The organism is Streptomyces sp. NPDC001663, from assembly GCF_042893105.1.
In the GTDB taxonomy this organism is placed as follows: domain Bacteria; phylum Actinomycetota; class Actinomycetes; order Streptomycetales; family Streptomycetaceae; genus Streptomyces.
Map to the genome: position 1 here is coordinate 38707 of NZ_JBIAUR010000034.1, position 12869 is coordinate 51575.

11 protein-coding genes are annotated in these 12869 nt (G+C 69.4%); 7 read left to right on the forward strand and 4 right to left on the reverse strand.

Annotated features, from left to right (window positions below; translation table 11 throughout):
- Positions 1-28 precede the first annotated feature (28 nt).
- The 5 genes from ACFY1L_RS54110 (at position 29) to ACFY1L_RS54130 (ending at position 4177) form a co-directional block, all read left to right on the forward strand.
- Positions 29-769, forward strand: a complete 741-nt coding sequence (locus ACFY1L_RS54110; RefSeq protein ID WP_388842961.1) for a cache domain-containing protein — start codon at positions 29-31, stop codon at positions 767-769.
- A gap of 366 nt (positions 770-1135) precedes the next feature.
- Positions 1136-1294, forward strand: a complete 159-nt coding sequence (locus tag ACFY1L_RS54115; protein ID WP_388842962.1) for a TetR family transcriptional regulator — start codon at positions 1136-1138, stop codon at positions 1292-1294.
- A gap of 205 nt (positions 1295-1499) precedes the next feature.
- Positions 1500-1718: a hypothetical protein gene (locus ACFY1L_RS54120; RefSeq protein ID WP_388842963.1), complete on the forward strand. Its 219-nt coding sequence runs from the start codon at positions 1500-1502 to the stop codon at positions 1716-1718.
- Between the two features lie 978 nt (positions 1719-2696).
- Positions 2697-3320: a TetR/AcrR family transcriptional regulator gene (locus ACFY1L_RS54125; protein WP_388842964.1), complete on the forward strand. Its 624-nt coding sequence runs from the start codon at positions 2697-2699 to the stop codon at positions 3318-3320.
- Between the two features lie 20 nt (positions 3321-3340).
- Complete coding sequence (locus ACFY1L_RS54130; protein WP_388842965.1) at positions 3341-4177, forward strand: YceI family protein; 837 nt, start codon at positions 3341-3343, stop codon at positions 4175-4177.
- Between the two features lie 117 nt (positions 4178-4294).
- Here the strand turns inward: ACFY1L_RS54130 and ACFY1L_RS54135 are convergent, their stop codons facing one another.
- The 4 genes from ACFY1L_RS54135 to ACFY1L_RS54150 all read right to left on the reverse strand — a co-directional run bounded on the left by ACFY1L_RS54135 (position 4295) and on the right by ACFY1L_RS54150 (position 10937).
- The gene (locus tag ACFY1L_RS54135) at positions 4295-6613 is read right to left on the reverse strand and encodes an MFS transporter (protein ID WP_388842966.1); all 2319 of its coding nucleotides are present in this window, start codon (positions 6611-6613) and stop codon (positions 4295-4297) included.
- A 95-nt stretch (positions 6614-6708) separates the two neighbouring features.
- Positions 6709-6957 (reverse strand): transposase domain-containing protein, encoded by a 249-nt coding sequence (locus tag ACFY1L_RS54140; protein WP_388842973.1) that lies wholly within the window; start codon positions 6955-6957, stop codon positions 6709-6711.
- Between the two features lie 1013 nt (positions 6958-7970).
- Entirely contained in the window at positions 7971-9083 is a 1113-nt protein-coding gene (locus tag ACFY1L_RS54145; protein ID WP_388842967.1) for an alkene reductase, read from the reverse strand.
- Between the two features lie 507 nt (positions 9084-9590).
- Complete coding sequence (locus ACFY1L_RS54150) at positions 9591-10937, reverse strand: aldehyde dehydrogenase family protein (protein WP_388842968.1); 1347 nt, start codon at positions 10935-10937, stop codon at positions 9591-9593.
- 173 nt (positions 10938-11110) lie between these two features.
- Here ACFY1L_RS54150 and ACFY1L_RS54155 point away from each other — a divergent pair, with 173 nt between their 5' ends.
- Entirely contained in the window at positions 11111-12034 is a 924-nt protein-coding gene (locus ACFY1L_RS54155) for a helix-turn-helix domain-containing protein (protein WP_388842969.1), read from the forward strand.
- Between the two features lie 196 nt (positions 12035-12230).
- Positions 12231-12695, forward strand: a complete 465-nt coding sequence (locus ACFY1L_RS54160; RefSeq protein WP_388842970.1) for a hypothetical protein — start codon at positions 12231-12233, stop codon at positions 12693-12695.
- Positions 12696-12869: the final 174 nt, after the last annotated feature.

Consider the following 12869-nt stretch of genomic DNA (forward strand, 5'->3'; position numbering starts at 1 on the left):
GCGCCGCCCTCCTTGACGGAGCACAGTGATGACCAGCACCCCAGCCACCGGCATCGTCCGGTGCAGCGAATCCATCCGGGACGCGGTGGAATCCGTCTTCTCGGCGCTGGCCGTCCTGGAGGCCGAAGCCCGAGAGAGTCTGAGCGCGGTCATCCGGAAGGGCGGGCGTCCCGGGACGAGGGACCTCGGCGCCCTGCGGCCGACGATCCGGAACCTGCTGCGCGAGCAGGGCGACAGGTTCAACGGAACGGGTGTGGTCATGGCACCCGACGCGCTCTCTGACGCCGCCTTCCACCTCGAGTGGTGGCAGCGGGCCGGAGGCCAGGACTCTCGGCCCCTGCGGCTGAACCTGGATCAGCGGAGTGAGAGTTTCTACGACTACACCCTCAAGCCGTGGTTCGTGATCCCCCGCGACAAGGGCCACGGCACGGTCATGGGGCCCTACGTCGACCTGCACTGCGCCGGCCTCTACATCCTCACCTTCACACGGCCGTTGACGGTGGACGGTGAATTCATCGGCGTCGTCGGGGCCGACGTCCCGGTGGCCGCCTTCGAGCAGATCGTCATCCCCTCGCTCAAGCACCTCGGCGGCGAAGCCGTGGTGATCACCAGCGAGGGCCGGGTCCTGGCCGCGAACACACCCACATGGGCCGTCGGGGAAATGGCCCGAGACCTGCTGGGCCACGAGGCCTCAGTGGAGCGGGCAGCGGTGCGAGCCCCAGAAGTCGACTGGAGCGTGATCCGAGTGCAGTCCACGCCTGCCGGCTGAGAGAGCACAACGGAGGCCGCAAGCAGCCGGTCTGTCCACGTTCCGAGCAAAGGCTACCCACCCGATCCCGAACCCTCTCGTCCGTGACCGGCGTCCTGCAAGTCGGCGGCTACGAACGAGGGCCATGCCCAGACTGTCGCGAGCTCCTCGGCAGTCCCGCGAGACGATCGATCAGGACGGGGGCATGGACCTTCGCGGTGCTGGGGCTGAAGTGTTTCAGGTCCCCAAGGTCCCGGTAGGCGGCACGATCGGCAAGCCTCAGGTCGACGGAGTCCTCGTTCAGGGACATGCGCGCGTGAGACACGTATGTATCGCACAAGAGGTGAGTCGACACGTCTCACACGCCGCCGAAAAAGAGGTGTTCCGATGTCCCGGACCAACGACGACCCCCGCGCCCTGCGCAGCCGCGCCGCCGCCCTGGTCTCCGCCACCGAACTCCTGGTCGACGGCGGCCCCGAAAAGGTCACCCACGCCGCCGTCGCCGGACGAGCCGGAATCGGCCGCGCCACCGTCTACCGGCACTGACCCGACCAGCAGACCCTCCTCATCGACGCCCTCGCCAACGACATCCGCCCCCTGCTCACTTCGACGACACCCCCGTACACGACCAGTTGGTGCAGCAGCTGGAACAGATGACTCATCGGCTCAACCAGCCAAGCGCCGTGTCCGTCCTCGCCACGGTCATCCAGCGGGCCGAGCGGGACGAGGACGCGCGGCGCATCCGAGAGAGATGTTCGGCCGGGCCGACGAGGGCTTCGCCCGCGCGCCGGCTGCCGCTGTCGAACGCGGTGAACTGCGCCCCGGCGTCCAGGAGCACGCCACGGATCTCATCGCCCGCATCGTCGGACCGCTGCTCTTCGAGCGCTTCCTGCTCGGCGTACGCCTTGAGAAGGACCTGGTGGTCAGCCTGATCGACGCCGCGCTCGCGCCCTGGCTGCCGGGCGCCTGACCGCCCGACTCGATCCGATGCCATCGGCCGCCGAGCCGCGCACCGCTTCCGCCGCCTCATCCGAGACCGCGGAACCGGACGGCGCGCCGTCGGCGAACGGTATGTGCCGGACAGCGCGCCACACACACTGCTCACATACCCAGCTCGAACCGCTGCGTGACCGGCTCTCCGCATCGACAAGGACCAGGTACGCATCCGCAGCTACACCGCGCTCGAGGACGGCCTGGACGTCACCACCCACCTGGTCGAGACGCCGTCATGGATCATCGCCGTCGACGCCCAATTCGTCCTGGCCTACGCCGACGAGGTCGCCGCCCTCGTGGGCACCCAGGACCCATCACCGGGATCCACCACAGCGTGTGGGACTTCCTCGCCGAGCGCAGGCAGGACCCCCTCAAGCCGTACTCAGAGGTGAGGCGGCACCCCAGCCACGGGTGCCCCACGCGCAGAAGTGCGTGAGCACCCGGACATCGGAGGTGGTCGGCCGCGACGAAGGCAATACAGAGAGGAGCAGGCCTCGGCGATCACATAGGAGAGCTGCCCCCAACGCCGCACCAAGTCCGTGCCGCGCACAGGCACCCATGCCCATTCACGGCAACCTTCACCGCCGCCGGGGGTTCAGCCCGGCGCGTCCAACGACACCCGAGAGGGCGCCATTGGCAGCTGCCTCGACATGCCGCGCGAGCAATGTCACCTACCCCGGCTCGGGCACACGGCTCGCTGGAGGATGCGCCATCGGTGCTCAAGTTCAACCAGCGCGGCGCGTTGCCGAGGCGGCTCGCTGGCGCCAGGCCAGCGGGCCCGCCTGGTGTCCATCGGGTGATACGTCCGGCACGGCGCCGTGGCACCGGTCGACCCGCAGACGGAGCCGCCCCTGCGAGTACGAAACTGTTTCGTTTTGATGGCGGGAGGGGTAGGGTCGCAGGCAAAAGGACAGGATGTACGAAACCGTATCGTTCACCCGAGGAAGGCGAGGAAATGACTGAGGTGACGGCTTCACGCCGCAGTCGGTTCACGCCCGAGCGCGAGGCCAAGTTGTACGCGGCCGTGCTCGACCTGCTCGGGGAGGTCGGCTACGACGCCCTCACCATGGACGCCGTGGCCGCCCGCACCCGGTCCGGGAAGGCGACGCTCTACCGCCAGTGGGGCGGGAAGGTCGGGTTGGTCATCGCCGCGATGCGGCACAACCGGCACAGTGGCATCGCCGGTGTCGACACCGGCTCGCTGCGGGGCGACCTGGACGCCCTGCTGGCTCACGAGGACGACGCCGCCCTGGAACGGACGTCCTCGCTCATGCGCGGTCTGGCCATGGCGGCGCATCACCACCCGGATCTGGGGCGCGCGTTCCGGGAACAGCTCGTCGAAGCGGAGCTGGACGAGTTGCGCCAGGCCTTGCGGCGCGCTGTGAAGCGGGGCGAGATCCGTGCGGACAATCCCGCGCTGGACCATGTGGCGCACATGCTGGTCGGCGCGCTCCTCGTCCTCGGCCTGCTCGAGGACGCGCCGCCGACGCGGGCGTTCCTTCGTGGATACGTCGACGCCGTGGTCCTCCCCGCCCTCGTCACCCGACCCACGCCCCGCACCGGCGCTCCCCCGACCTGAGCACTTGAGAGGCACCGACCATGACCACCACCCCAGCAGGCGGCCTGCGGGCCCGGATCCGTACCAAGGACGGCTGGGCCGTCCCGCATGCGGTACTGACAGTCACCGACATGGCGGGACAGCAGACGCTGCGCCAGGAGGCCTCGCCGGACGGCCTCGTGGCGACCGACGCCCTCGCGCCGGGCACGTACACCGCGATCGTCACGGCGGTCGGCTACGGTCCCCTCGCCGCCACCGCCGTCGTGACCGCCTCCGGCGGGGCCGACCTCGGCTCGCTCGTGTTGGCCCGCGCCGGGAGCGTGGAGCTTCCGCCGCCCGGGCCGTGGACGATCGACCCGGCGCACTCCACGGTGAGCGCGGTCGCCCAGCACCTGGGGCTGACCAGCGTGCACGGCCGGTTCAAGGAGTTCGGGGGCCGCATTGAGGTCGCCGAGAACCCGCTGTCGTCAAGCGTGGAAGCGGTCATCGAGGCCGCCTCGATTGACACGGGCAACGCGATGCGCGACGGCCATCTGCGCTCCGCGGACTTTCTCGACGTGGACGTCCACCCCAAGATCACCTACCGCAGCACGGGCATCGCGCCGGCGGGCGAGGCCCGTTGGACCATCCGCGGCGAACTCGCCCTGCACGGAGTGGCTCGGTCCGTCGATCTGGACCTGTCCTACCTGGGCACAGGCCCGGACCCGTGGGGCGGTGTGCGGGCGTCGTTCCGCGCGACCACCGAACTGCGGCGCGAGGACTTCGCCATGAATTACAACCAGGTCGTCCAGGCAGGCATCGCCGCCATCGGCGCCACCCTGCGCGTGGAGCTCGACATCCAGGCCGTCCAGGGCGAGCAACTGCCGTCCCTCGGCTGAGGGTTGGGACGCGGACAGGGACAGCGACGCGGATACGACAGCGTCCGCCGCCGGGATCTCCCGGGTGGCGGACGCTGTCGTATGGGGGTCTGTCGGCCGTCGGTAACAGCCGTGTCTCTAGTCCTCCTTGTGGCCCAGCCGGATGTCCACGGCCTCCTGGCCGCCGTTCAGCGTGACCTGGGTGGCCACCGGCGGGTAGCCGCTGGCGATCACGGTGTACGGCTCGCTGGAGAGGTCGGCGAAGGCGTAGCTGCCGTCGACACTCGTGGTACGGGTGCCCACGACGTTGCCGGCGGCGTCGATCAGGGTGACCCGGGCGTCGTCCAGCGCCCGCCCGTCCGGAGCGTGCACCGTGCCGCGCAGGGTCGCCGCGACGGAGAGGTGGATGTCGCAGCGGGCGGTCTCGGTGGAGACCGTGGCCGGTACGGCGGTCGGGCGGTGGCCGGGCGCGCTGACGCTGAGCGTGTAGTCGCCGGGCTGCAGGTCGCCGATCCGGTAACCGCCGTCCATCCCGGCCGTGACGGAGGCCGTCACGTCGCCGCGCTGGTCGGTGGCCACCACGAGTGCGCCGGGCAGCGCCTCGCCGTTGCCGGCGTGCACTGTACCGGCCAGGCCGCCCGGGCTGGGCAGGATCACGAGGTCGTGGGAGACGGGCGCGCCGTTCAGGGCCAGCGTCACGACCTGGGGCTGGTAGCCGGGCGCCGAGCCGATGAGGACGAGGCTGCCGCGCTCGGCGGTGTCCAGGGCGTAGGTGCCGTCCTCGCGGGAGGTGGCACGGGCCAGCTGGCGGCCCGCGTTGTCCAGCAGGGTGATCGCGGTGCGGGGCACGGGGGCGCCCGTACCGTTGCGCACCTGTCCGCGGAGGACGGCCGCACCGACTGCGGGAAGCGTGCCCGTGGGGGCGGTGCGCCCGGCGGCGGAGGCGTCCGGAGCCATGGCTTCGATCTGCGCCTCGGCTTCCTCCTCGACCGCGCCGCGCTTCTTCGCCCGGAACAGCAGCGCCGTGACGATCAGGGCGAAGGCGAAGAACCCGGCCGACCACCAGTAGGCCACCTCATAGCTGTGCAGGGCCGCGTTCGCCTTGACCAGCGGGTCGCTGAGGTGGTCCTTGGCATAGTTGGTGGCGGCGGTGGCGGCCAGGGTGTTCAGCAGCGCCGTACTGATCGAACCGCCCACCTGCTGCGTGGTGTTGACGGCCGCCGACGCCACTCCCTGGTCACTCGTTTCCACGCCGAGGGTGGCGTAGCTCATCCCCACGGGCATCGCCATGCCGAGCCCTGCACCGAGCAGCAGCAACGGGCCCAGCACATCCGCGGCGTAGCCACTGTCGAGGCCCAGTCGGGTGAGCCAGACCATGCCGCCCACGGCCAGCAGCATGCCAGCCGGCACGACGATCTTGGGTCCGATCTTCGGCACCAGCGTGTTGGTGGACAGCTGCGCCATCACCATCAGCGCGGCCACCATCGGCAGGAAGGCCACACCGTTCTTCACCGGCGAGTAGCCCAGCGTCGACTGGAGGTAGTAGGTGAGGAAAAGGAAGACGCCGAACATCCCTGCGGACGAGATGAGGATGGTCGACAGGGCGGCGGCGCGGTCGCGGTCGGCCAGCACGCGCAGCGGCAGCACGGGGTGCTTGGCCCGGGCCTGCCAGAGGAAGAACGCCAGCAGCAGTACGGCGCCCCCGGCCAGGAAGCCCCAGGTCATCCAGTTGTCCCAGTCGTGCGTCTCGGCGTTTGCGAAGCCGTACACGATGCCGAACAGACCACCAGAGACCAGGACGACACCAAGAACGTCCAGCTTCGGGCGCTCGACGGGGACGGAGCGGCCGATGAAGACGATCGCGCCGATCAGCGCCGGAATCGCGATGACGTCGTTGACGTAGAGCGTCCAGCGCCAGTCCAGGTACTCGGTGAGCAGACCGCCCAGGACCAGGCCGACGGCCGCGCCGGAGCCGGCGATGGCACCGAATATGCCGAACGCCCGGGCGCGTTCCTTGGCCTCGGTGAACGTCGTGGTCAGCAGGGAGAGCGCGGCCGGTGCGAGCAGCGCGCCGAACAGGCCCTGCACGGCGCGGGCGACGACCAGCATGGTGAAGCCGTTGGCCGCGCCACCGAGCGCGGAGGCGGCGGCGAAGCCGACGATGCCGATGATGAAGGTGGTCTTGCGGCCGACGAGGTCGGCGAGCCGGCCGCCGAGGAGCAGCAGACTGCCAAAGGCCAGGGAGTAGGCGGTGACGATCCACTGCCGGCCGTTGTTGTCGAAGCCCAGGTCCTGCTGGGCGGACGGCAGCGCGATGTTCACGATGGTGGCGTCGAGTACGACCATGAGCTGGGCGAGGCCGATCACGGCCAGTGCCCACCAGCGGTGCTTCGACGGGGCTTGAGTGTGGCCCGGCGGCCCTGCCTGGGCGATGGTGGCGGCCGGAATAGCTTCCACGATGGTGCTCCCCTCAGAGGGGTCGGATTGCCCGGCACCCCGCATCGGTCCGAAACAGTTTCGTACAGTAAACCTAGGCGCTCCCACAGCGAAACTCAAACGTTTCGATCGGGCGTCGCGGGGACTGTGCGACAGGTCACAAGCGGCGGCTCACCGCGCGTACGAACGCCCCTGCGCCACAAGTAGGCCACGACGTCTTCGAACCCGTCACCGAAGAACAGGCATAGCGCCGGCACGGAGTACACCACACCCCGGGCCGGGAGCAGTTGCACACCTTCCTCACGGCGCCCGGCCCTGTCCATGACCACGTCGACCAGCCCTCTGGGGACCAGTTCCGTGAGCACCCCGATCGCGACGTGATCAGTCAACCTGCCATCGGCAACAGGTCGTTGACGCCGCGAACTCCCACCCCGATATCCAGTAGCCCATCCCGCCCGGCCTCGCTAACGACGTCGTGCACCGTTGGCCGTGACGCGTCGAGGTCTGCGGCGCTGACTGTGTTCATGAGCGACTGCCGCGCGAGAGAGCCGCGGTCTGCTGATGTGAGAGCGCGCGCGCACCAGGTCGGCACGGCGTAGATGTGGCGGTGTGGCCCGGACCCCTCCGATCGAGCCGATGCTCGCCGAGTCCCGACGGGAGCTGCCGCCCGATGGTGCACTGCCGGGCATTCTTCAGTTCGAACCCAAGTTACGGATGGGGTTTCGTTCTGTCCGTTGTCCGCTGCGGGCATGGCTCAGGGCCCTCCGGTGTGAAGGGCCCTGGACCAGTGGTGACGTCGGTTGGGGAGCCGTTAACGAGGGGCGGATCAGGTGCCTCGTAACTCGTGAACCGCCTCCGAGGTCGCCGCCGCAAAATTTCAGCTGGACGGCGAAGCCCAGCCCGGTGGCGCCGCTTTTGATCCGTAACCAGCCCGCCTCGTCGCAGGGCAGGGTGAAGTGGTCCACCACCCCGTCCAGATCCCGCCCCACCGACAGCCCCTTTCGTCACCCCCGTTCCCAGCGTTCGGGCTGGACGGTATGGGCGCCGGTGTACAGCGGGGACGGATATCGGCGAAGGACTCCCCTACGGAAGGCGGACCTGGTGGATGGGCCGCCGCCGGAGAACTGCCATAGGCGTCAGCTGTGGCCGACGGCCGCCGCGGTGGCCACGCACGAGAGCGATGTGCTCGACGAGGTCACCGAACGCAGGCTGCTGACGAGGAACCTGCGGACCCTCAACGCCCTGACGGACCCGACGGTCCTCGAGCCGGTGATAGCCGGTGTGACCGCGGGCTCAAAGGGGCGGGCACAGTGTCGCCGGTCGGGCGCCTGTCCATGTGTGAGTGGGGCTGCCGCATGGACAGGCGTGATCGTGGGCCTCAAGCCGCTTCGAGGAAGGGGTAGTCGGTGTAGCCTTCCGCGCCCGGCCCGTAGAACAGTTCCGGCCGCGGCTCGTTCTCCGGGTGGCCACCCTGCCAGCGCTCGACCAGGTCGGGGTTGGAGATGAGGGCCCGGCCCACGACCACGGCGTCGGCGTGGTCGGCCTCGATCTGCTGGAGCGCCTGCTCGCGGGTGGTCTGCCCCCCGAAGGGGCCGTTGTTGACGATCAGCTTGCCGTCGAAGCGCCGCCGCAGCTCCTGTACAAGGTCGCCGCCCGGCTCGGTGTGCAGTACGGAGAGGTAGGCCATACCCAGCGGGCGCAGTTGGTCCACCAGGGTGCCGTAGGTGGCCAGGACGTCGTCCCGGTCGGTCTCGAAGACGTCCCCGAGGTCGACCTCCGGCGAGATCCGCAGCCCGACCCGCTCGGCGCCGACGGCCTGGGCGACCGCCGTGACGACCTCGACGACGAAGCGGGCGCGGTTGTGCGGCGAGCCGCCGTATCCATCGGTGCGCTGGTTGGCCGCCGGGGAGAGGAACTCCTGGAGCAGGTAGCCGTTGGCACCGTGGATTTCCACGCCGTCCGCTCCCGCCTGGATGGCCCGGCGGGCCGCGGTGACGAAGTCCTCCAGGGCTGCCCGGATCTCTGCGGTGGTCATCGCTTCCGGTACGGGGTAGGGCTGCTCGCCCTTCTCGGTGAACGTCTTGCCGTCGATGGCGATCGCGCTGGGGGCGAGGATGCGGCGGCCGCCGTTGATGTCGGGGTGGGTGCCGCGGCCGGCGTGCATGATCTGCAGGACGATGCGGCCGCCCTCGGCGTGCACCGCCTCGAACACCCGCTGCCAGCCGGCCGCCTGCTCGTCGGTGGCGATGCCCGGCTCGCCGACATACCCCTGCGACGCGTGGTCGGGGTAGGTGCCCTCGGTGATGATCAGCCCGACGCTCGCCCGCTGCCGGTAGTACTCGACCATCAGGTCCCCGGGGATGCCGGAGGAGCCGGCCCGGACCCGGGTCATCGGTGCCATGACGATGCGGTTGGCGAGCTCGATCTTCCCGAGGGTTACAGGGAAGAAAAGCGAAGGGGCAGATGAGACTTCTGAAATATTGACAGTCATGGATTTCTTTCTGCAATACGGAGGGAAACGGGATGAAGGGCTGCGACGCAGGGGGTCCACGCTGTCCCGGCGGAGGCGCGGATGCGGTCCTCGGGCAGGCGCGGGCCCTCTGACGGTGACGCGGTTCCATGACCGCGATCGGGGTGTGGGTGGTGTTGGCGGCGAACGCGGTGAGAGCCGCATGCCGTCGGCGTCAGCGTCGACGCCGGTCAAGCGCAACTGCCCGCCGGAGTACGGGCGTTCGCTCCTTGCGCACGATCAGCAGTCAGCCAGGTGACGAAGTCATGGGTGCCGCCGCCGGAGTCGGTACAGATCGGTGTCTGCAGGCCGCTCCGCGACCGACTCCCTCGACGCGCCCCCGCGAAGAGGACCGATACACGGCTTCACCTGGAACGGGCTTCCGGCGGTGGCGGGAACAGCGATCTCAGCGCTCCTCATTCTCACCGGCCTGAGGCACTTCCGCCGGCCGATAGCCCATCGGACAGCCTGCTCCACGAAAGCGCGGGCCTAGTTGAGCGGCACGTCCGCGACGGCCTTGAGGTGGCTGAACGTCTCAAGGGAGTACCGGCCGTGGTAGCGGCCCATGCCGCTTTCGCCGACGCCACCGAAAGGCAGTCCCGGCATGAGCAGCTGCATCACCGGCTGACCCCAGGCGACGCCGCCGGAGGACGTCTCCTTCACGAGGCGCGACTTGGTGGCCTCGGACTCGGTGAAGGCGTAGAGCGCGAGAGGCTTGTCGCGTTCGTTGATGAAGGCGATAGCGGCATCGAGGTCATCGACTTCGACGACGGCGAGGATCGGACCGAAGATCTCCTCCTGCATGACCGGCGATGCGGGGTCGACATCGGTGAGCACGGTCGGTGCGATGAACAGGTCGTCACGGTCGTGCTGGCCTCCCACCGCCGCCCGGCCGGAATCCAGCAGACGGGTGAGCCGGTCGAAATGCCGCTCGTTGATGATCCGGCCGAAGTCGGCTGCGGTCTGCGGGGTGGAGCCGAACTGAGCTTCGACCGCCGCGCGCAGGGCGGGAACCAGTGCGGCGGCGGTGGCCGGATCGGCCAGAACGTAGTCAGGGGCTATGCACTGCTGCCCTGCGTTGCCGAACTTGGCGCCGACCAGCCGCTTCGCGGTCTCGTCCACGTCGGCGTCGGGCGCCACGAAGACCGGCGACTTGCCCCCGAGTTCGAGCGTGACCGGGGTGAGGTTCTTGGCTGCCGCGGCCATGACGATCCGGCCAACCGTGCCATTGCCCGTGTAGAAGATCTGGTCGAAACGCTGAGCCAGGAGGGCCGTGGTCTCTTCGGCGCCTCCCTCGACCACGGTGAGCACATCGGCGTCGAAGTACTCACGCAGGAGTCGTGAAGCGACCGCCGACGTGTGCACCGACATCTCGCTCGGCTTGGCCACCACGGTGTTCCCGGCGGCCAGCGCGCCGATGATGGGGTCGATGAGAAGGTGCAGCGGGAAATTCCACGGAGCGATCACCAGGACGACCCCGAGCGGGTCGTACGTGGTGTAGGCCGTTGTCGTGGGACCGAAGTGGGCGGGAACCTCCACAGGGCGAGGCTGCAGCCAGCTTTCGAGATTCGCCAGTGCCTCGTCGATGTCGGCGACGGTGAAGTCGATCTCCTGCACCTTCGCCTCGGTGGCGTTCTTCCTCAGATCCGCCCAGAGCGCTTCGATCAGCTCCTGCTCGTTCTCGACCAGCAGTGCCCGCAGCCGCTGCAGCTGGCTGACGCGCCAGTCCAGCCCGCGGGTGACGCCGGTGTTGAACGTCGCACGAAGGCGGCCGACCACCTCCGCAGCCGTTTCCGTCCGGTGCGTCCTCGACTCGATCCCCTGTGTTGCGCTCATGGGATGTGCTCCGTTCTTGATGCAAGCCACGCCCCGGCCGCCTTCCGGCCGGGCACGGTGGCCAGCGTCCTGCACGGGCCGGCATCCACCCAGGCCACGGCATTGCGTACGTGCGCGGTGCCTACCACTGGTTGGGTCAGGCTGGTGTGCGTGCGACCGTGGATACTCGAGGCATGGACGAATACCCCCAACCGGTGCACGAGCTGGTCGCCGGCGCTCTGGACCCGCGTGCCGAGCTCAGTGAGTTCCTGCGCACCCGGCGGGCGAGGCTGAAGCCGCAGGATGTGGGGCTGCCGGACTACGGGCGGTACCGGCGGGTGCCGGGGCTGCGCCGCGAGGAGCTGGCGCAGCTGGCCGGGGTGTCGGTGGCCTACTACACGCGGTTGGAACAGGGCAACGGGCGGCACGTGTCGGCGGAGGTCCTCGACGCCATCGCCCGCGCGCTCAGGCTGAGCGACGCCGAGCACGCCCACCTCACGCACCTGGCGAAGCCGAAACAGCACAAGAAGAAGCCGGCCGGCCGCGCCCAGCAGGTGCGGGGCCCCCTGCGGACGCTGCTGGACACCATGGACGGTGTTCCGGCGATCCTCGTGGGGCGGCGCTCGGACATCCTCGTCTGGAACCGGATGGCCGCGGCGGTCTTCGGCGACTGGGCCGAGCTGCCCACGCACGAGCAGAACTGGGCGCGGCTGGTCTTCCTGCGGCCCGAGTACCGCGACCTGTTCGTGGACTGGGAGCACAAAGCCAGCGACGTCGTCTCTCAGCTGCGCATGGACGCCGGCTCCCATCCGAACGACCCCCGGCTGTCCGCGCTGGTGGGCGAACTCTCCGTGAAGAGCGAGGAGTTCAGGCGGCTGTGGGCCACCCACGACGTCAAGGAGAAGTGCCACGGTATCCAGCGCCTGCACCACCCGCTCGTCGGCGAACTCGATCTCCGCCTCGAGTCGTTCCACCAGGCCGACGCCCACGAGCAGATGTTGGTGACCTACCACGCCGAACCGAACTCCCCGTCCGCGGAGGCTCTGCGACTGCTGGCCAGCTGGGGCGCGGATGCGACCCGGGCGGGAACGGGCACGTCGTCGGCACGCAGGGCTTGATGAACTCCCCTTGATCATCGGTAGGTGGCTGCGCGCCACGCCTAACGTCCTTATCCACGCCAGACGCCTCCGGCGATGGTGCCTCCGGGACGGCGGGCGATGAAATGCGCTCGCCAACCGGTGATCGACATGACGCTGGACGATCGTCCCTGGACAGCTCAACAGCGCATAACAGAAGGCGGACGGCTTTCGGGGCGTGGTTTTCGCGCGGGCCGACCTGGTCCGGGTGCAGTCCCGTCAGGGCACGGATCTGACCCCGGCCTTCCCGGACATCGCCGAGGCCGCGGCCCAGCTCGCTGAGGACCTGGTCCTGGACGGCGAGCTTGTGGTGCCCCACGAAGGGCGGCTGCACTTCGGGGAGTTGCAGCGCCGTGCCCGCCGTCGCGGTCGCAGCGGCATCGAGGCCGCCGAGCAACTGCCTGCATACCTGATCGTCTTCAACGTTCTGGAGATTTCCGGGGCGGAGCTCGTGGCCCGGCCCTACCGAGAGCGCCGCGCGGTGCTCGAGGATCTCTTCGCCCGCGATGTGCTCACCGCCCCGTTCACTCTGTGCCCCGCCACCACGGACCGGGCGCTTGCGCGAGACTGGCTGGACCCGGCCTGGGGGCCGGTCGGCATCGAAGGCGCGTGGTGCAAGGGAGTGAGCAGGCCTACGCCATGAACAAGCGCGGCTGGGTGAAGGTGCGCGCCCGCACGACGGCCGAAGCGGTGATTGGCGGGGTCACAGGGACTGTGACGTCGGTCGTGTCCCTCGTCGTGGTGTTGGGGATCAACTGGTGGGCGTGTTGGGGGTGTTGGGTAGCGCGGGGGCGCTTTCGGGGAGTTCGCGGTAGAT